19 protein-coding genes and 1 pseudogene are annotated in these 19,363 nt (G+C 67.2%); 16 read left to right on the forward strand and 4 right to left on the reverse strand.

From position 1 onward, the window contains the following. Nucleotides 1–163: 163 nt before the first annotated feature. The 3 genes from MJ777_RS09370 to MJ777_RS09380 are packed head-to-tail and all read right to left on the reverse strand — an operon-like array spanning nt 164 to nt 1,559. Entirely contained in the window at nt 164–1,090 is a 927-nt protein-coding gene (locus MJ777_RS09370; protein WP_239375267.1) for a hypothetical protein, read from the reverse strand. A 14-nt stretch (nt 1,091–1,104) separates the two neighbouring features. Next, on the reverse strand, nt 1,105–1,317 hold the full coding sequence (locus MJ777_RS09375; RefSeq protein WP_239375270.1) for a DUF397 domain-containing protein: 213 nt from the start codon (nt 1,315–1,317) through the stop codon (nt 1,105–1,107). Further along, nucleotides 1,314–1,559, reverse strand: a complete 246-nt coding sequence (locus MJ777_RS09380; RefSeq protein WP_239375273.1) for a Scr1 family TA system antitoxin-like transcriptional regulator — start codon at nt 1,557–1,559, stop codon at nt 1,314–1,316. The genes MJ777_RS09375 and MJ777_RS09380 overlap by 4 nt, the downstream gene beginning before the upstream one ends. Before the next feature lie 16 nt (nt 1,560–1,575). Between MJ777_RS09380 and MJ777_RS09385 the strand changes: the two are divergent. Further along, nucleotides 1,576–1,713: pseudogene (locus tag MJ777_RS09385) on the forward strand (YdcF family protein); the annotation flags it as partial. Between the two features lie 219 nt (nt 1,714–1,932). Here MJ777_RS09385 and MJ777_RS09390 read toward each other — a convergent pair. Then, the gene (locus MJ777_RS09390) at nt 1,933–3,762 is read right to left on the reverse strand and encodes a plasmid pRiA4b ORF-3 family protein (protein ID WP_239375276.1); all 1,830 of its coding nucleotides are present in this window, start codon (nt 3,760–3,762) and stop codon (nt 1,933–1,935) included. A gap of 237 nt (nt 3,763–3,999) precedes the next feature. Between MJ777_RS09390 and MJ777_RS09395 the strand changes: the two genes are divergently transcribed. The 15 genes from MJ777_RS09395 to MJ777_RS09465 all read left to right on the forward strand — a co-directional run. Further along, the gene (locus tag MJ777_RS09395; RefSeq protein WP_239375279.1) at nt 4,000–4,821 is read left to right on the forward strand and encodes a PIG-L deacetylase family protein; all 822 of its coding nucleotides are present in this window, start codon (nt 4,000–4,002) and stop codon (nt 4,819–4,821) included. Nucleotides 4,822–5,360: 539 nt separating this feature from the next. Next, nucleotides 5,361–7,139 (forward strand): 2-oxoacid:acceptor oxidoreductase subunit alpha, encoded by a 1,779-nt coding sequence (locus tag MJ777_RS09400; protein ID WP_370651405.1) that lies wholly within the window; start codon nt 5,361–5,363, stop codon nt 7,137–7,139. Next, entirely contained in the window at nt 7,132–8,166 is a 1,035-nt protein-coding gene (locus MJ777_RS09405; protein WP_239308092.1) for a 2-oxoacid:ferredoxin oxidoreductase subunit beta, read from the forward strand. Before MJ777_RS09400 ends, MJ777_RS09405 begins: the two co-directional genes overlap by 8 nt. Nucleotides 8,167–8,788: 622 nt before the next feature. Continuing rightward, nucleotides 8,789–9,961: a homocitrate synthase gene (gene nifV / locus MJ777_RS09410; RefSeq protein ID WP_239375282.1), complete on the forward strand. Its 1,173-nt coding sequence runs from the start codon at nt 8,789–8,791 to the stop codon at nt 9,959–9,961. Between the two features lie 60 nt (nt 9,962–10,021). Further along, nucleotides 10,022–10,888, forward strand: a complete 867-nt coding sequence (nifH, locus tag MJ777_RS09415) for a nitrogenase iron protein (protein WP_239308094.1) — start codon at nt 10,022–10,024, stop codon at nt 10,886–10,888. 82 nt (nt 10,889–10,970) lie between these two features. Continuing rightward, nucleotides 10,971–12,380, forward strand: a complete 1,410-nt coding sequence (nifD, locus tag MJ777_RS09420) for a nitrogenase molybdenum-iron protein alpha chain (protein WP_308127747.1) — start codon at nt 10,971–10,973, stop codon at nt 12,378–12,380. Between the two features lie 485 nt (nt 12,381–12,865). Continuing rightward, a complete protein-coding gene (nifK, locus tag MJ777_RS09425; protein WP_239308096.1) occupies nt 12,866–14,395 on the forward strand; it encodes a nitrogenase molybdenum-iron protein subunit beta in 1,530 nt (509 codons plus the stop codon). A 7-nt stretch (nt 14,396–14,402) separates the two neighbouring features. Continuing rightward, nucleotides 14,403–15,809, forward strand: coding sequence for a nitrogenase iron-molybdenum cofactor biosynthesis protein NifE (gene nifE / locus MJ777_RS09430; RefSeq protein WP_239308097.1), 1,407 nt, complete (start codon nt 14,403–14,405; stop codon nt 15,807–15,809). Beyond that, nucleotides 15,809–17,191 (forward strand): nitrogenase iron-molybdenum cofactor biosynthesis protein NifN, encoded by a 1,383-nt coding sequence (gene nifN, locus MJ777_RS09435; protein ID WP_239346902.1) that lies wholly within the window; start codon nt 15,809–15,811, stop codon nt 17,189–17,191. The genes nifE and nifN overlap by 1 nt, the downstream gene beginning before the upstream one ends. Further along, entirely contained in the window at nt 17,185–17,583 is a 399-nt protein-coding gene (nifX, locus tag MJ777_RS09440; protein ID WP_239308099.1) for a nitrogen fixation protein NifX, read from the forward strand. Before nifN ends, nifX begins: the two co-directional genes overlap by 7 nt. Beyond that, nucleotides 17,580–18,059 carry a NifX-associated nitrogen fixation protein gene (locus tag MJ777_RS09445; RefSeq protein ID WP_239308100.1) on the forward strand — a complete coding sequence of 160 codons (480 nt, stop codon included), beginning with the start codon at nt 17,580–17,582 and terminating at the stop codon, nt 18,057–18,059. The genes nifX and MJ777_RS09445 overlap by 4 nt, the downstream gene beginning before the upstream one ends. After that, a complete protein-coding gene (locus MJ777_RS09450; protein WP_239308101.1) occupies nt 18,046–18,255 on the forward strand; it encodes a CCE_0567 family metalloprotein in 210 nt (69 codons plus the stop codon). The genes MJ777_RS09445 and MJ777_RS09450 overlap by 14 nt, the downstream gene beginning before the upstream one ends. Next, a complete protein-coding gene (locus MJ777_RS09455; RefSeq protein WP_239308102.1) occupies nt 18,252–18,584 on the forward strand; it encodes a nitrogenase-stabilizing/protective protein NifW in 333 nt (110 codons plus the stop codon). Before MJ777_RS09450 ends, MJ777_RS09455 begins: the two co-directional genes overlap by 4 nt. After that, entirely contained in the window at nt 18,581–18,859 is a 279-nt protein-coding gene (locus tag MJ777_RS09460) for a nitrogen fixation protein NifZ (protein WP_239308103.1), read from the forward strand. The genes MJ777_RS09455 and MJ777_RS09460 overlap by 4 nt, the downstream gene beginning before the upstream one ends. Further along, nucleotides 18,856–19,363 (forward strand): radical SAM protein (locus MJ777_RS09465; RefSeq protein ID WP_239375286.1); only part of this gene is annotated, 508 nt, incomplete at its 3' end. The genes MJ777_RS09460 and MJ777_RS09465, both read left to right, overlap by 4 nt.

Consider the following 19,363-nt stretch of genomic DNA (forward strand, 5'->3'; position numbering starts at 1 on the left):
ATGAGGCCGTCGCACGCCGCGATCAACCACCGGAAGCGATCCTACGGTATGGATCTGTCACGTTAGCGCACGCCGTGCTCCGGAGCGTGCTCGCTGCGGCATTCCTTGGTAAAGGGCAAAAGATCGTTCCGCGGGCTGACTGCCGACTGACGTTGTGTGATGACTACGTTGGGCCGTCGAGCAGCTCGTCGAAGAACGTATCCAGCGTTACGTGGGCAGCAGTGTTGTCGACGAACTCCCAGCCTCCGAACCGGTGCACTTCGTATCCCCGCAGCCGTAGACGCCGGTCCTCGACCATCATGGCCGCGTACGCTGCGGGATCGGCCGTCCCGTCGGGGCGGGCATAGTGGTGCTTGCCGTCGATCTCGATGACCACCCGTCGCCGACCTGGCAGCAGAAGCAAGAAGTCCATCCGCTGCCGCACGAGCGCCGAGCGTCGGCCACCTGTGCTGCTGTACGGGTCGTAGTGCAGATACACCTGCGGGATCAGGGCGGGCTGGTCGAAGCCGGCCTGGTACCGCTTCGTGTAGCTGCGGAACAGCGTCTTCTCGGGATCGCTGTCGAGGGATGTGTGAAGACGGGTCCACAGATGTCGGGCGGCGACATCGGTGTTGGCCGTCTTCAAGGCTGCTGACCACCAGTCCACGAGCTCCGACCACATGAGCCCGCCTTCGCTGACGGGTCGATCGTAGTAAAGGCAGAACTGCCCGTTCTCGACGACTTCGACCACGTTGTCGATGGCGTCTCGGAGCACGATCTTGGGTTTGGGTCCCGTTGAGGCGAAGATGAGATTGCGAACCTCGCCGCGGACGCCGCGTGCCGCAAGACCGTCGACCATCGTCTGCAGGGACGGATCGTCCCACTCCTCCGGGAGGCGGCCGGCGATCCGCCGCAGCTCCGCCATCGGCTTGCCCGTGAGCTTGCTTTGGACGTAGATCCGCTTGCTGTGGAACGGGTCCTCGCCCTCCACCACAGGAGCGAGGCCGAGACCCTCGTGGGACTCTGCGACGTCGTAAGCCTTCACGTGCTCGGCGACGGAGTCGGCGATCGCGGCACGAAGGTCGTGTGGCTTGGGCTGTCCTGCTGCCATTGGTGATCGTCCGGCTATCGGTTGAACTCGCCGTCCTGTACGCCTGCGAGGAAGGCGATCCATTCGGCGGCGGTGAAGTGCAGGGCCGGTCCGTCTGGGTTCTTGGAGTCGCGGACGGCTCGGCCGCCGTCGGGGAGGGTGGCTACCTCGACGCAGTTGCCGCCGGTGCCGCCGGAGTAGCTGCTCTTGCGCCAGGTCAGCGGGACGTCCGCACCGTGGGTGGTCATCGCTGTAGGTCCTCACGTGCCGCTTTGATGATCGAGAGGGTGTTGGGGGTGGGCGCGAGGGCGGAGCTGCGGAGCTGGTTCATCCAGGCTTCGTAGCGTCGGACCTCGGCCTGTTTCTCCAGGTAGAGGCTGCCCGTGGGAGCTTCGATGTAGACCGTCTCGGAGGCTCCGCCGGTGTCGGGAAAGCCCAGGATCGTGAAGCTTGCGATCATGCCTGCGTGGGCGCCCGCGGTGAACGGCACGACCTGGATCGTCACCCTCGTCGGTGACCTGCAACGGGTGATCGAGTACCCGAAGCTCGGGTTCGCCATCGCCCAGGACGTCCCGGAGGACGTGTATGCCGCCTTCAAGGCTCTCGTCGCCGCCGGCTTCGACAGCCGTCTCCTCACCGCCTGAGCTGCCGGACCATGAACCCCGTTGCACTGGCCGTGACCTGCTTCAAACACCAGCTTGGTCAGACGATCCGTTTCGCACATGACACATCGTGTCGATCTACAGTCAGCGGATCGCAAACCTTTGAGATCTGGATCCAGCAAAAACCGCGCTCCGTAACCGCTGAATACGGAAAGGAGTCGTGCGTGGATGCTGTACGTGCCCTTGCTGGGAGGCTACGGGTTATGTCTGTAGCCTCGCGAGACGGGCATTGATCAGTTCTTTGTCAAAGACCGCGTCGGTACGGCCCTCGTCATCATCGTCGAAGTAGTACAGGGCGGGATCGGGCTGGCGGCCGCCGACGCAACGGGGATAGGCGGTTCCCGCCGCGGCGAGCAGTGTCCTCTCAACAATGACGTTGTGGTCCAGGTTGTCGCCGAAGTCGAACAGGTAGCGGAACGTGGTGCCTTCCGTGGCGATCTGGGCGAGGGCCACCGAGTCCGGATCTTGGTCGCCCAGGTCGGAGGAGTATCCGAACTGTCCGTAGTCGGTCGTGAACACCCATAGGTGATCGCCATTCCAGTCGAACGCGGCCTGGATCACCGTGTGCAGGTCTGTCAGCGTACTCATCGAGGAGATCTCAAGCCGGCGCCAGATCGGTGGTTTCGACCCGCGCAGCAGCACCTTGACCCGGTAGACGGTTCCCGCCGCGGCGGCCGCGGGTGGCGGGAGCGGGTCCAGCGCCAGCCTGGCCGCGTCGAGTTGCCCGCGCATGAGGGTGGGAGCCGATGCGTAAAGCCTGTCGAAGAGGGCCTCGGAGCTGGTTTCGGTCTCGTACAGCCGGAAGGCGATGACATCCGCGCAGGTGGCGCGGTGCTCGACCGCGCCAGGTTCCTTGTACGCGGAGGTGAACTGGTCCAGCACGTCCGCCAGCTGCTCGTCCCACTGCTGGTGCGCGATGGCGCCCAGCCCGCGGGCGTCGGCGGTGAAGTGCGCCCAGGCCCGGATGACGGCTGGCAGCAGCGCCAGGTCGTCATCCCCGATCGTAATGTGTTGACTCACTTCGGTGATGAGGAAATATCCCAGCGACAGCGGGCCGTAGTGCTGCGCCGCTCGTCCCAGGTCGAGGGCCCAATCAGCCGCCATCCGCGCCCAGATCCGGGCCACGTCGCGATCGGGTAACGCCTTGGCGCGATCTGTCGCGAGGAAGCGTGTGACGACGCGTTCGGCTTCCGCTCGGTCGGCCCCGTCATCGGCCAGGTCCAGGTCCAGGTCTGAGCCGTTGACATCCGATCCGCCAATAACGATCATATCGGCGTCGCTGGCCCCGGTCCCGGCGAGCGCGTCGTCGGGCAGTAGATCGAGTCTCGCCCGCAGCAGTGCCCAGGTCCCGGCTGGGTCGTCGTCCTCGTCGTCCTCGCTGCCGCGGTCGTCGACGCCGTGCTGGGCAACGCCGTCGCGGTCCGCCGCGTCCGGGAGGTAGTCCGCCTCCGGCGGGCCGTGATCGAGCATCCTGTCGAGGGCGTCATCGAGCCGGGCTCTGGCCTGCGCGGCAGTCAGTGAGATCGGATCGCTGAGCGATCCCGCCGGACCGAAGGTCGTGACCAGCGTTGTGAGGTTGCTGGCCGCCATTTCGCCAACCATGATCTTAAAGATGCCCGCGAGGGAGGCATGGTCGACGAAGACGACGACAACGTGGTCGATCGCGGCCCGCCGGAAGACAAGCGTGATCACCTCAACGTCGCCGAACATGTCGGTCGTCGACAGCGCGTCGATCAGTTCGGTGGTACCGCTATGGGCGGCCCAGGCCGGTTCCGGGACACCGCGTCCGGCCAGGCCGCGCGCGGCCACCGTGGCCAGGTCGCGCATCCAGTCCTCACCCACCAGCGCCAGCGCGCGCAAGATCGTCAGGGCAACGGCGCTGGACTGGCCCGCCAGATAGTGGATAAACGTCTCGACCTGGTTTTCCATGACGTCATTCGGGTCATGGGTGTCGCCGGCCGCGTCATCGGCCCAACCGGTGACCCAGATCTGCCCCAGTAACCGCGACGCCCACATTTCAGCGACGAGCACCGACTGCTCATCATGGAGGGGCGCGGCGGCTTCGAGGACTGGCCCGTACGGCCACGGCGTGTTCCGGCTGTGGTCCCTTATCAGGGCCTGACCGGGGCTCTTCCGAGTGACAGGGCTCACACCTCCTATCGTAACAGGACGCTACCAGACAAGCGCGCGCGGATTTTCCATCGCGGAGCATGGTGGAATGTCGCTGGCGGATCATCCTCGCCCGAGCCCGATGCGCAGACTGGGACGATGCCGTACACACTTGTCTCCTTCCACGCTCATCCTGATGATGAGGCGCTGCTCACCGGCGGTACCCTGGCGAGGGCGGCGGCTGAGGGGCACCGGGTGGTCCTTGTGGTCGCTACCACCGGCGGTGCTGGCTCAGCGTCGCGTGAGGTGCTCGCCCGCGGCCCGTTGGCCCACCAGCGCCAGGCCGAGCTGGAGCGCTCCGCCCAGCTGCTCGGATGCGCGCGGGTCGTGTGGCTGGGCTATCAGGATTCCGGGATGCCAGCCGCGCCGTCCGCCGCCGCGCCGGCGACATTCGCCGCGGCGGACGTCGGTGAAGCGGCCCTGCGGCTGGCTGAGATCCTGCGTGCGGAGCGGGCGGACGCGCTCACCATCTACGACCCGGTCGGTGGCTACGGCCACCCGGACCATGTGCGGGTGCATCAGGTCGGGGTTCGTGCCGCCCGGCTCGCCGGTACCGCGGTCGTCCTGGAGGCGACGCTGGATCGCGGGGTGCTGCGGCGGGCGCTGCGGATCGTCAGCCGGTTGCCCGGCGTCCCGGCGGGCTTCGGCCCCGCGCGCGCCGCGGGCATGTACACCCCACGTGAGGCGCTGACCCACCGGGTCGACGTGCGTCGCCACGCGCGTACAAAGAGGGCGGCCCTGGCCGCTCACGCCAGCCAGGCCAGCGCCGACGCGGGGTCGGGGCTCCGCCTGCTGACAGTGCTGCTGCGCCTTCCCTACCCGGTGTTCAGATGGGCACTGGGCACTGAGTGGTACGTCGAACATGGCCGGGCACCCGGCCAGCCGCTCCTCGACGACATCTTCGCGAGCCTCGCCCGGTGAACAGGGGAGAGCGCACCGCCTGCCGCCGCTGGCCGTTAACCGATGACCGATGACTGGGTCCGGATGAGCTGGATACTTTTCGTATCCGCCGGGCAGGTGGTGCCAGCCACACCCTGGTGGGCCGGTTACCGGCAGACGCCCGACCTTCGCCGCCGCGAGAGCGGGGGCGGTGGTCCCCCGTGGCGGGAAACGTCTTTCCGCTATTGGCTCCCGAAGGTCCCGCGGAAGGCGTTGTCCGCACAATGAGCGAGGCTTTTTCCGCACGTCCGGAGATATATGTGACGTTGCTGTTGTCGAATTTGACGTGAGCCGGAACGCCCGCTTCGCGAGATGGCGATTTGACAGTGCGAAACACCGCTGAAGCAATGTCTCCGTATAAGAAGGACGGGCGATCCGCATGGTTCGCTCTACTCGCTGTAGAACAGTGGGTATGCACCCTCGCCGACCGTCGGTCATTGAGGAGGTCCACGTACGTGGCCAAGCAGATCCAGCATCTGGACCGGGTGGCAATCCGGTTCGCCGGTGACTCCGGCGACGGCATGCAGCTCACCGGCGACCGTTTCGCCTCCGAGACCGCCATCCTGGGAAACGACCTGTCCACCCTGCCCAACTACCCCGCCGAGATCCGCGCCCCATCAGGATCGCTGCACGGCGTGTCCAGCTTCCAGGTGCATTTCGCCGCCCATGACGTCCTCACCCCCGGTGACTCGCCGGATGTACTGGTGGCGATGAACCCGGCGGCGTTGCGGGCCAATCTTGCCGATCTGCCGCCGAATGCGGAGATCATTGTCAACACAGATGAGTTCACCCCGCGTAATCTTGAGAAGGTCGGTTACACGAGTAATCCACTGGAGAACGACTCGCTCGACGGGTACACGGTGCACCGGGTGCCGCTGACGACCGCGACGGTCGCCGCGCTCGCCGATCTCGACGTCGCCAAGAAGGACGCCGAGCGGGCGAAGAACATGTTCGCCCTCGGTCTGCTGTCGTGGATGTACAGCCGGCCCACCGAGGGCACGGTCGAGTTTCTCAAGCAGAAGTTCGCCAAGAAGCCGGTGCTGGCCGCCGCGAACGTGGCCGCGTTCCAGGCCGGCTGGAACTATGGTGAGACCACCGAGGACTTCGCCGTCCGCTACGAGGTCAAGCCCGCGAAGCTGGAGCCCGGCACCTACCGCAGCGTCAACGGCAACTCGGCGCTCGCCTACGGCCTGGCCGCCGCGGCCCTGCGGGCTCGCCTGCCGCTCTTCCTGGGTGCCTATCCGATCACCCCGGCTTCGGAGATCCTGCACGAGCTGTCCGGGTACAAGCGCTACGGCGTGACCACCTTCCAGGCCGAGGACGAGATCGCTGCGGTCGGCTCGGCGCTGGGTGCCTCCTACGGCGGTGCGCTCGGTGTCACCTCGACCTCCGGCCCGGGGCTGGCGCTCAAGACCGAGACCCTCGGCCTCGCGGTGATGCTGGAGCTTCCGCTGGTCATCGTCGACGTGCAGCGGGCCGGCCCGTCGACCGGCCTGCCGACCAAGACCGAGCAGTCCGACCTGAACATCGCCCTGTTCGGCCGGCACGGTGAGGCGCCGCTCGCGGTGATCGCGGCCCGCTCACCGGCGGACTGTTTCGACGCGGCGCTGGAGGCGGCGCGCATCGCGCTGACCTACCGGATGCCGGTCATCCTGCTCTCCGACGGCTACCTGGCCAATGGCTCCGAGCCGTGGCTGTTGCCGGATCCGGCGGACCTGCCCGACCTGCGGGTGGAGTTCGCGACCGAGCCCAACGGCCCCGACGGCACGTTCCTGCCCTACCTGCACGACCCGCACACGCTGGCCCGCCCCTGGGCGGTGCCGGGCACACCCGGCCTGGAACACCGCATCGGTGGGCTGGAGAAGGCGGACCGTACCGGCGCGGTGTCCTATGTGCCGGCCGACCACGACCTGATGATGCGGCTGCGCGCGGCCCGGGTCGAGGCGATCGACGTGCCTGACCTTGAGGTTGAGGATCCTTCGGGTACTGCCCGGGTGCTGGTGCTCGGCTGGGGCTCCACCTACGGGCCGATCGGTGCCGCCTGCCGCAAGCTGCGGGAACGCGGGGTCTCCATCGCCCAGGCGCATCTGCGTCACATCGCGCCGATGCCGAAGAACGTCGGTGCGGTGCTCGCCAGCTACGACCGTGTAGTCATCCCGGAGATGAACCTCGGCCAGCTCGCCCATGTGGTCCGGGAGCGCTACCTGATCGACAGCGTGTCCTACAACAAGGTCAACGGCCAGCCGTTCACCTCGGCCGAGCTGGAGACAGTTCTCGAGGAGGTCGTGCGTAATGACTGAAGTGCCCGTCAAACTCACCGCCAAGGACTTCAGGTCGAATCAGGAGGTCCGCTGGTGCCCGGGATGCGGTGACTTCGCGATCCTGTCGGCCATCCAGTCGTTCATGCCGGAGCTGGGCATCCCGCGTGAGCGGATCACGTTCGTCTCCGGGATCGGCTGTTCGTCCCGGTTCCCGTACTACCTCAACACCTACGGCATGCACTCGATCCACGGCCGGGCACCGGCGATCGCGACGGGTCTCGCGGTCAGCCGTCCAGACCTGTCGGTATGGGTCGTCAGCGGTGACGGTGACGCGCTGTCGATCGGCGGCAACCACCTCATCCACGCACTCCGCCGTAACGTCAACCTCAAGATCCTGATGTTCAACAACCGGATCTACGGGTTGACCAAGGGGCAGTGCTCGCCCACGTCGGAGTTTGGCAAGGTCACCAAGTCGACGCCGGTCGGCTCCCGCGACACCCCGTTCAACCCGATCGCGCTCGCGCTCGGCGCGGAGGCGTCGTTCGTGGCCCGTACCATCGACTCCGACCGCAAGCACCTGCACTCGGTGCTGCGTGCCGCCGCCGCGCACGAGGGCAGCGCCTTCATCGAGATCTACCAGAACTGTGCCATCTTCAACGACGGTGCGTTCGACGTGCTGAAGGACCCGGCCAGCCGCGACTCGGTGCTGGTCCGTCTGGAGCACGGTAAGCCGATCACGTTCGGCGGGTCGGGGGAGAAGTGCGTCGTGCGCGAGCCGCGTGGTTTCGGGCTCGAGGTCGCGGACACCGCCAACGTCCCCCGCAGCGAGATCATCGTTCACGACGAGACGGTTGCGGGCCCGGCCTACGCCTTCACCCTGTCTCGGCTGTCCGACTCCGATCTGAGCAACACCCCGATCGGGGTGTTCCGCCGGGTGCACCGGCCCTCGTACGAGGCCATGGTGGCGGAGCAGAACACCTCCGCGCGGGCGGGCAGCGCGGCATCGACGCCCGATGAGCTGCTTTCCGAGCTGCTGCACGCGGGCAACACCTGGACGCTCGCCTGATCCACCGATCCACCGATCCACCGATCCACCGATTCATCGGTATGACGTGATTCTTCGCTTTCCCAGACCCGTGGTGCACTGATCCCTGGCGTTCCCCGGTCGTCGGCGTCGTCACAACGCCCGCGACCGGGGAACGCCTTTGTTGTGCTCGCCACTGTTTGTCATGCCCGGGTCCCGGGGCAGACTTCTCCGGGGCGTTTGAAAAACTGTTCGGGTCATTGGCCCGCGGACGCTGGTTCATTCGTCCCAAGTTGGCTGTCCACGATATTTGGTCACGGCTTCCGAGCGTAAAACAATAGTGCGAAGACAAGCTGTCGTATTGTGCCGGCGGGTCCGGTGACGACCGGCGGTGAACCATGTGGCGCCAGGCGCTCGCACCGTTGGTCCCAGGGCTTTTCGACACCCGGCCCGGGGCTCCTCAGCTATTCGTCCCAGAATCGCGGATGCGGCCGAAACGTTACTGCGAAGATACGGCGCTTAAAGAGCGTGAAACAACGGTGGACGACATTCCTAATCGCGGCGCTTCAACGGCGAGGCCCGCGGAGGTCGCCACCGGTCGCGGACAGCTGACCGCGGGCCCGCGCATCTCGCCACCTTCCTTTTCGACCGACGGAGGGCAACTGTGAGGCACGACAGCGTGATCGGGTTCTGTGACACCACCCTGCGTGATGGTGAGCAGGCCCCGGGAGTTGCCTTCACGGCCGAGGAGAAGCTCGCCATCGCCGTCGCGCTCGACCAGGCGGGGGTACAGCAGATCGAGGCGGGCGTGCCGGCCATGGGCTCGGCCGAGCGCGAAGTACTGCGTCGTATCGCGTCCGCCGGGCTGCGGGCGGAGATCGTCGCTTGGTGCCGGGCGATGCGGTCCGACATCGACGCGGCGGTCACCGCTGGCGTCCGTCGCGTTCACATCAGTATCCCCGTCTCCGACCTGCACCTTGCGCACAAGTTCGGTCGTGACCGGGCGTGGGCGCGTACCCGGATCCGCGAGTGCGCCGCCGCCGCCCTCGACCTGGGCCTGCTGGTCGGGGTCGGGTTTGAGGATGCTTCGCGGGCGGACGACGGCTTCGTCATCGAGCTCGCGGGCGAACTGTCCCGCGATGGTGTCGACCGCCTGCGCTGGGCCGACACCGTCGGGGTCCTCGAGCCTTTCGGCGCCTGGGCCCGCGCGTCCCAGCTGGTGGGCGCGGTGCCCGCCAACTGGGAGATCCACGCCCATGACGACTTCGGTCTCGCCACCGCCAACACGCTCGCGGCGGTCCGGGCGGGCTTCGGGTTCGTCAGCACCACGGTCGCGGGGCTGGGTGAACGGGCCGGCAACGCGCCCATGGAGGAGGTGGCGATGGCGCTGCGCCACCTGTTCGGCCTCAGGGCCGGCCTGGACACCACGTCCTTCCGGGCGCTCGCGGCCCTGGTCTCGCGCGCGGCACGCCGTCCGATGCCGTGCGGGAAGGCCATCGTCGGTGGGGCGGCGTTCATGCACGAGTCCGGTATCCACGTGGACGGGGTGCTCAAGGCGCCCAGCCTCTACGAGCCCTTCGACCCCGCTGAGGTCGGCGCCCGGCGCCGCCTGGTCGTGGGCAAGCACGCGGGGCGGGCGTCGGTGCGCCACGCCCTGCGCAAGCACGGGATCGATGCGGACGAGCGCGTTCTCGGACCGGTCCTGGAGGGTCTGCGCTCGCAGGTCTGCATGCTCAAGCGCCCGTTGCGCTCGGACGAGATCCGCGATCTCTACGAGCGGTTCCAGGTTTCCGTCACCTGTACCAGCACGGCTGTCTGTACCAGCACGGCTACCTGAACGAACTCTGGTTTTCCGACATGGACGCACGCTCGGGCGTGCGGTGAGGAGCACACAGCGATGAGGCAGATCGCCTTTTACGGCAAGGGTGGTATCGGTAAGTCCACCACTCAGCAGAACACGATGGCGGCGCTTGCTACTCGCGGCAACCGTATCATGATCGTTGGCTGCGACCCGAAGGCGGACTCGACCCGTCTGATCCTGCACTCGAAGGCGCAGACCTCGGTTCTGGCCCTGGCCGCGGAGAAGGGCTCGGTCGAGGATCTCGAGCTGGAGGAGGTGCTGCTGTCCGGTGAGTTCGACATCCGTTGCGTCGAGTCCGGTGGTCCCGAGCCGGGCGTGGGCTGCGCGGGCCGTGGTGTGATCACCGCGATCACCTTCCTCGAGGAGAACGGCGCCTACGAGGACCTCGACTTCGTCTGCTACGACGTCCTCGGTGACGTCGTGTGTGGCGGCTTCGCCATGCCGATCCGCCAGGGCAAGGCCCAGGAGATCTACATCGTCACCTCCGGTGAGATGATGGCCATGTACGCGGCGAACAACATCGCCCGAGGCATCCTGAAGTACGCGCATTCCGGTGGTGTCCGCCTCGGTGGGCTTATCTGCAACAGCCGCAAGACCGACCGTGAGGACGAGCTCATCACCGAGCTCGCGCGGCGGCTGAACACCCAGATGATCCACTTCGTGCCCCGCGACAACATCGTTCAGCACGCCGAGCTGCGCCGGATGACGGTTCTGGAGTACGCGCCCGAGTCCAACCAGGCGAATGAGTACAAGGAACTGGCACGCAAGATCGAAGAGAACGACATGAAGACCATCCCCACGCCGATCACCATGGACGAGCTCGAGGAGCTCCTGATCGACTTCGGGATCATGGAGCAGGAGGACGAGTCAATCGTCGGCCAGAAGGCCACCGCGGTCGCGTGACCAGGCGAACTTCTCATCAGAAAGGTCTGTCGTGACTCCTCCCGTGACTCCTCCCGTGACGCCGGTCGCCGACACCCAGGCAATGATCGACGATGTTCTCGCCGGGTATCCGGCCAAGGCCGCGAAGTTCCGGGCCAAGCACATCAAGCCCAACGACCCTGACGGGTCGAAGGAGTGCGAGGTCAAGTCCAACATCAAGTCGCGCCCTGGCGTGATGACGATCCGCGGCTGCGCCTACGCCGGTTCCAAGGGCGTGGTGTGGGGCCCGATCAAGGACATGGTCCATATCAGCCATGGCCCGGTGGGCTGCGGCCAGTACTCCTGGGCCTCCCGGCGCAACTACTCGCACGGTACCCGCGGCGTCGACAACTTCGTCACGTTCCAGTTCACCAGCGACTTCCAGGAACGCGACATCGTGTTCGGTGGTGACAAGAAGCTCGCCGCGATCTGCAAGGAGATCTCCGAGCTGTTCCCGCTGGCCAAAGGTATCTCCATCCAGTCCGAGTGCCCGATCGGCCTGATCGGTGACGACATCGACGCGGTCGCGCGCGAGACGTCCGAAGCGCTGGACATGCCGGTCGTCCCGGTGAAGTGCGAGGGTTTCCGTGGCGTCAGCCAGTCGCTGGGCCACCACATCGCCAACGACGCCATCCGGGACATCGTGCTCGGCACCCGGGACACCACCAAGCAGACCGCATATGACGTCGCCCTGATCGGTGACTACAACATCGGCGGCGACGCGTGGGCATCCCGGCGCATTCTGGAGGACATGGGCCTGCGGGTGGTGGCCCAGTGGTCCGGCGACGGCACGCTCAACGAGCTGTCCACCAGCCACATGACCAAGCTGAACCTGATTCACTGCTACCGCTCCATGAACTACATCTGCACCACGATGGAGGAGCGTTTCGGCACCCCGTGGACCGAGTTCAACTTCTTCGGCCCGACCAAGATTGTTGAGTCGATGCGGAAGATCGCGTCGTTCTTCGATGACACGATCAAGGAGAAGACCGAGGCCGCGATCGCCAGCTACCAGCCCCTGTTCGACCTGGTGCGCAACGAGTACCGGCCGCGGCTGGAGGGCAAGCGGGTGATGCTGCTCGTCGGTGGCCTGCGCCCGCGGCACACCATCGGCGCCTACGAGGATCTCGGCATGGAGATCATCGGTACCGGCTACGAGTTCGCCCACAAGGATGACTACAGCCGCACCAACCCCGAGCTCGGCGAGGGCGTCGTGATCTACGACGACCCGAGCGCCTACGAGCTGGAGGAGTTCGCCCGCCGGCTGCGGCCCGACCTGATGGGTGCCGGCGTGAAGGAGAAGTACGTCTTCCACAAGATGGGGCTTCCCTTCCGCCAGATGCACTCCTGGGATTACTCCGGCCCATACCACGGTGTCGACGGCTTCGCCGTGTTCGCCCGCGACATGGACATCGCGATCAACAGCCCGACCTGGAACCTGTTCCAGGCGCCCTGGTCCACGGCCGCCGCGTAGGCCCCTACGGTGTGTTTCGAAAGTTGTCGTTCGATCAGGGAGCCGCGTTCAGGCGGTTCCTGGCAAGGCCGCGGGCCACACCGTTACCGGATGAGTGGTATCGGTGTGGCCGAGAACGCGGCCAGGGGCCGCCTGGGCGTGGCGAGCCGGACAGCTGGCTTTCGAAACACGCCCTAGCCGTCGGCGCGAGCGCGGCAGTGAGCGCGCCGACGGCGGGCCGGGGTGACCGACCTGGTGATCCGGCGGCTCGGGAACCGTTTTCTGATCGGCTCCCGAGCCGCCGGGGGAGTGGCCCCGCCAGGTTGTGAAAGGCGCCGGCCGAGGGCTGGTCGCGTTCCGTTGGAAGCGCGATCGCCGGAAGCAGGCCGGGCGGCCCCGTACGCCAGTCCGCCGTAGCGAATCGGTCTCTCCCGGATCGCGGCGCAAGCAGCTGTCCGGGGGAAGCCGCTCCTTCCTCCCCATCGATTACATAAGAGGGCGTTCGCATGACAGACAATCCCGTACCTCTTCGCGTGCTCGACCACAACGAGCTGTTCAAGGCTCCGCACTTCCAGGAGCAGTTCGACCGCAAGCGTGAGTTCGAGGACCCCGCCGACCCCGCCGAGATCGCTCGGGTCGCGGACTGGACCCGTTCCTGGGAGTACCGGGAGAAGAACTTCGCCCGGGAGGCACTCACCATCGACCCGGGCAAGGCCTGCCAGCCACTCGGCGCGCTGCTCGCGGCTATTGGGTTCGCCGGCACGCTCCCGCTCGTTCACGGTTCCCAGGGCTGCGTAGCGTACTTCCGCAGCTACTTCGCCCGGCATTTCAAGGAGCCGTTCCCGGCGGCGTCGTCGTCGATGACCGAGGACGCCGCCGTCTTCGGTGGCCTCAACAACCTCATCGAGGCGCTGGAGAACGCCACCGCGCTCTACAAGCCGGACATGGTCGCGGTCTCCACCACCTGCATGGCCGAGGTCATCGGTGACGACCTGCAGAACTTTATCGGTATAGCCCGGGAGAAGGGTGCCATCTCCGCGGACTACCCGGTACCCTACGCGCACACCCCGAGTTTTGTCGGCTCGCACCTCACGGGCTACGACAACATGATGAAGGGTATTCTTTCCTACCTGAACGCGGGAAAGAAAGCGAAGAAGTCCAACGGCACGCTGAACGTGGTGCCGGGCTTCGAGACCTACACCGGCAACCTGCGCGAGATCAAGCGGCTGCTCACCCTGCTGGGCGTCAAGCACGTCCTGCTCGGCGACCACACCGACGCTCTGGACTCGCCGGCCACCGGAGACTACGAACTGTACCCGGGCGGCACGCCGTTGCCGGTGGCCGCCGATGCGATCAACGCCAAGGCGACCCTGTTCCTGCAGGAGAGCGCCACGCGTAAGACCGCTGAGCTGGTGCGCACCGAGTGGGGGCAGCAGACCGCCACGGTGCCGCTGCCGATCGGCGTGGGCAACACCGACCGGTTCGTCACCGAGGTGGCGGCCCTCACCGGGGTCAAGGTCCCCGCCGCCGTCACCGCCGAGCGCGGCCGGCTGGTCGACGCGATGACCGACTCACACGCCTACCTGCACGGTAAGCGCGCGGCGGTCATGGGTGACCCCGACCTTGTCGTGGCGCTGCTCGGCTTCCTGCTGGAGCTCGGTATCGTGCCGGTACACGTGGTGTCCACCAACGGTGACGAGGAATTCAAGCAGCGCGCCGAAGCCGTCCTCGCCGCGAGCCCCTACGGCGGCCACGCCACGGTCTGGACGGGCAAGGACCAGTGGCACCTGCGGTCACTGCTGTTCACCGAGCCGGTCGATCTGCTGGTCGGGAACTCGTACCTGAAGTTCCTGTCGCGGGAGGCGAACCTGCCGCTGATCCGGGTCGGCTTCCCCATCCCGGACCGGCACCATCTGCACCGGTTCCCCATCGTCGGCTACGAGGGCGGGATCAACCTGCTCGCCCAGTTCGTGAACACCGTGCTCGACGAGCTCGACCGCAACGCCCCGGACCACAGCTTCGACGTCATTCGCTGAGGTGAACATGGCTGCCCTGACCCGCGGCACGGTCGAACCAGGCAAGTTGTTCGACGAGCCGGCATGCGATCACAACCGTACCAAGGAGCCCGCGGCGCGGAAGGCGGGATGCCCGAAACCCAAGCCGGGCGGCACCGCCGGTGGCTGCGCGTTCGACGGTTCGATGATCACGTTGGTGCCCATCACCGACGTCGCCCATGTGGTGCACGGCCCGATCGCCTGTGCCGGCAACTCGTGGGACGGTCGGGGCAGCCTCTCCTCCGGTCCGACGCTCTACCGGCGCGGATTCGCCACCGACATCGGCGAGCAGGAGGTGGTCTTCGGCGGTGAGCAGCGTCTCTACGACACCATCGTCGAGGCCGCCCGGCGCCACCATCCACCCGCCGTCTTTGTCTATTCCACCTGCGTCACCGCGATGATCGGCGACGATATCGACGCGGTGTGCGCGGCGGCGGCGACCGTGACCGGGATACCGGTCGTCCCGGTGCACGCGCCGGGCTTCGCCGGCAGTAAGAACTTCGGCAACCGTCTCGCCGGTCAGGCGTTGCTGGAACATGTGATCGGTACGGTCGAGCCGGCGTTCAGCACCCCGTATGACGTGAATCTGGTCGGCGAGTACAACATCGCCGGCGAGTTGTGGGACGTCGCCCCGGTGCTTGCCAAGCTCGGCATCCGAGTGCTGGCGAGCATCAGCGGCGACGCCAGGTACGCCGACGTCGCCGCCGCCCACCGTGCCCGGGCGACGATGGTCGTCTGCTCGCGGGCGCTGCTCTCGCTCGCCCGCGGGCTGGAGGATCGCTACGGCATCCCGTGGTTCGAGGGCAGCTTCTACGGCCTGCGGGCGATGGCCGCGACGCTGCGTGGATTTGCGGGTCTTCTCGGCGGTGACGAGCTCGCCTGGCGCGCGAACGAGCTCATTACCGCCGAGGAGGCCGACGTCGCGGCGGCGCTCGCCCCGTACCGGGAACGGCTCGCCGGGGCCCGTGCCGTGCTCTACACCGGCGGCGTCAAGAGCTGGTCGTTGGTCTCGGCACTGCAGGACCTCGGGGTGGAGGTCGTTGCCTCCGGAGCGACGAAGAGCACCGACGACGACGTCGACAAGATTGTTTCGTTGCTCGGCCCGGACGGCCGGGTGATCAGGGACGGGAATCCGGCGGAGCTGCTGCGGCTCGTCCGCGAGACCCAGGCCGACATACTCATCGCCGGTGGGCGTAACCAGTACACCGCGCTCAAGGGCAGGCTGCCGTTCCTGGACGTCAACCAGGAACGGCAGCACGCTTTCGCTGGCTACGCCGGGATGGTGGAGTTCGCCCGCCGTCTTGACCTGGCGCTGTCCAGCCCCGTCTGGGAGCAGGTCCGCGCGCCAGCCCCGTGGGAGCGGCCAGCCGCCGCGGGAACGGACGGGGCGAGCTGATGGCGCGTGTGGTGCCCGGCGCGACCGGCGCGGCGTTCGATCCGCTCAAGCACAGCCAACCTCTCGGCGGTGCTCTGGTCTTCTTGGGGCTGGCGCGCTCGATCCCGCTGCTGCACGGTGCTCAGGGCTGCACGGCGTTTGCCAAGGCCCTGCTGACACGTCACTTCCGCGAACCGATTCCTTTGCAGACCACCGCGGTCACCGAGGTCACAGCGGTACTCGGCGCCTCCGATTCGGTTATTGCCGCGCTGGATACTATTACTGAACGTAATAATCCGGATGTGATCGGGGTACTCACCACCGGCATGACGGAGGTCAACGGTGAGGACCTGCTCGGTGTCCTGCGGACGTCCCGATACGCGCCGCGGACCTCCTGTTTTCCGGCGCAGGGGCACCCGCTGGTTGTCCCGGTGTCCACACCGGACTTCCGCGGTGGTTTGTCGGACGGCTGGGCGGCCGCGTTGGAGGCCCTGGTCGGAGCGGTCCCAGCTGCCGGTACGACACGTGCGGAGCAGCTGGCGGTGCTGGTAGGCCCGTCGCTGTCCGCTGTCGACCTCGACGAGGTGGCCGGGCTGGTGCGGGCGTTCGGGCTTGCCCCGGTACTCGTCCCGGACCTGTCCGGATCACTCGACGGTCATCTCGACGAAGCCTGGTCGCCGCTGACCACCGGTGGCACGAGCGTGGCGGACCTGCTCGGTCTCGGAGCTTCGGGCGCGGTGGCGGCGATCGGCGCGACTGCCGCTGGCGCGGGAGCGGTGTTGGCCGCCCGCGCGGCCGCACCTCTCACGGCTCATGATCATTTGAGTGGATTGGCGGCGGTCGACCGGCTGGTGCACGCGTTGATGGATTTCGGCGGTGTGCCCGCACCCGAGGAGGTCCGCCGGTGGCGGCGTCGCCTCGCGGACGGCCTGATGGACAGCCACTTCGTCCTCGGTGGCGCGCGGGTCGCGCTGGCGGGTGAGCCGGAACAGCTCGTCGCGGTGGGTTCGCTCCTCTACGACGCGGGCGCGGAGATCGTCGCGGCGGTGTCTCCGACCGAGGCCGCGGTTCTGGAGCGGGCGCCCTGGGACGAGGTGGTCGTCGGTGACTTCGTCGATCTCGCTGAACGGGCCGCCGCCGCCGGGGCCGAGCTCGTCGTCGCGTCCAGCCGTGGTCGTGAGGTGGCCAACCGGATCGGCGCGGCCCACCTGGCCGTGGGCTTCCCGGTTTATGACCGTCTCGGCGCGCAGCTGCGGGCCACCGCGGGTTACCGCGGCAGCCTCCACCTGCTTGTCGACGCGGCCAACTGCCTTCTTGATTATCGCTCCGGCCGGTGTGCCGGATCGGGACGTGAGCATTCCCCGACCCGGTCGAACAAGCGTTATGAGGAGTTGACGTGCTGAAAGTCGCATTTGCCACGAGTGACGGCAGCGCCGTCGACCAGCATTTTGGGCTGTGTTGCCGGTTCGACGTGTACGAGGTCTCGGCGACCACGGCCGAGCTGATGGAGACGCGCACGCTCGCTCCAGCCGGCGATGACGAGGACAACAAGATTGAAAGCAGGCTGGCGGCGGTGGCCGACTGCTCGATCCTCCATGTCTGCGCGATCGGCGGGTCCGCCGCGGCCCGGGTGGTGAAGGCCAAGGTCCATCCGGTGAAGACGGCTGAGGACACCCGGGTGACCGATCTGATCGAGCGGCTGCAAGGCGTGCTCGCTGGTAACCCGCCGCCGTGGTTGCGCAAGGTCCTGCGCCAGCACTCGCCGGATCTCGCGCCCACCTGGAACCCCCGATGAGCGGCATGGCCGGCCCCGGGCATGACGTAAGCGCAGCCATCGGCAACGGCTTCGTGCGTGACCTGGTCGACCAGCTGCGGGCTGGCGACACCTACGGGCAGTTCGACCGGCTCGGCGCCGAGAAGCTGCTCGGTCCGTTCGTGCTCACCGCGGCACGCCGCCGCGAGCTCGGAATCACCTGTGACGTCGATCCGGCGACCGAGGGCCGGCTGCGCACCTATTACCAGGCGGTCGCCGCCGGCATCGAGAAGGCCACCGGCCAGGTCACCAGCTATGTGCTGGACCTCAGCCAGGAGGGGTTCGGCCGAGTCGTGGTGTTCGTCGGCCGGCTTGTGGTCATCTGCGACGTGCTGCGCGACGCCCACCGGTTCGGCTTCGACTCCATCGATCATCTCGCCGAGCGTGGTGCGGCACTGGTAAACGCCGCCGCCGCACTCGTCGGCACCTACCCGGAGGTGGCTCGTGACGACTTCTGACGAGATCCCCCAGCTGCAGACGAAGCTGAAGAAGCTCAACAGCCTCGCTACCAGGTTGAAGCTCGACCTGCATGACCTGGCCGAGGACCTGCCGGTCGGCTGGGAGCAGATCATTGAGACGGCCACCGCGACCTACAACGCCTACGTCGAGATCCACCGGTTGGAACGAGAACTGGCAAAGGTGGACGCTCGATGAGCGGCCTGCTGGCGGCCTTCGGCCGTGCCGGGACCGCCGAGGAGTATTTCGAGGTCCTCGATGTCCCCTACGATCCGCGGGTGGTCGCCGTCAACCGGCTGCACATCCTTCGGCACTTCTCCGCCGCGGTTGCCCGGATCGACGCCGCGGTGGCAGCGCCGGATGCCCGCATGGCGGCATATCGGGCGGCGCTCGCCGACGCCCATGAGGCGTTCACCACCGGCACCGCACTGGACCACCGCCTGTTCAAGGTCCTGGCCGACCGTGCCCCGCGGGCGTTCGTCGCGCTGGACGCCGTCACCGTCGAATCACAGGAGAGTGCGCGATGAGGGCTGCGTTCGATGTCGGCGACGAGGTCGTGACCGTCAAGGTACTGCGTAACGACGGGACCTACCCGGAGCCCGGCATTGCTGTCGGTGACGTCCTGGTGGACGCAGGGTCTGTGGGACATGTCCGCGGTGTCGGGCTCTACCTGCAGGAGCACATCGTCTACGCGGTCGCGTTCACCAACGGCCGAGTCGTCGGATGCCTGGAGAAGGAACTGCAACCGGCCGTCGTCGTGGCAAGCCACGAGGCCCGTCACGAAGGAGGTGAGCCGGCATGACCGAGGGGTCCATCCCGCTCACGGTGCTGCCCTCCCCGCGGGCCGGCGAGCGGCCGGTGCCCGCGCGGAAGGAGGCGGCTGGCCAGCAGGCGCCACCCGGCGGCGGGTGCGCGTCGACCAGGGGCTGCGGCAGCGGCGCTACCGGCCTTGACCCGGAGATCGCCGACAAGATCGCGAACCATCCCTGTTACAGCCAGGAAGCCCACCAGTACTACGCCCGGATGCACGTGCCGGTCGCGCCCGGCTGCAACATCCAGTGCAACTACTGCAACCGCAAGTTCGACTGCGCGAACGAGAGCCGGCCCGGCGTCACCAGCCGGCTGCTGTCCCCGCAGGAGGCGCTCGCCAAGGTCAAACGGGTCGCCAGCGAAATCAAGCAGATGAGCGTGCTCGGCGTCGCCGGGCCGGGCGAGCCGCTGGCGAACGCGCGCCGCACCTTCGCCACGATGGAGCTGGTGGCCCGCGACTGCCCGGACATCAAACTGTGCGTGTCCACCAACGGCC

This window comes from Protofrankia sp. Cj5 (assembly GCF_917627405.1).
Classification (GTDB): Bacteria; Actinomycetota; Actinomycetes; order Frankiales; family Frankiaceae; genus Protofrankia.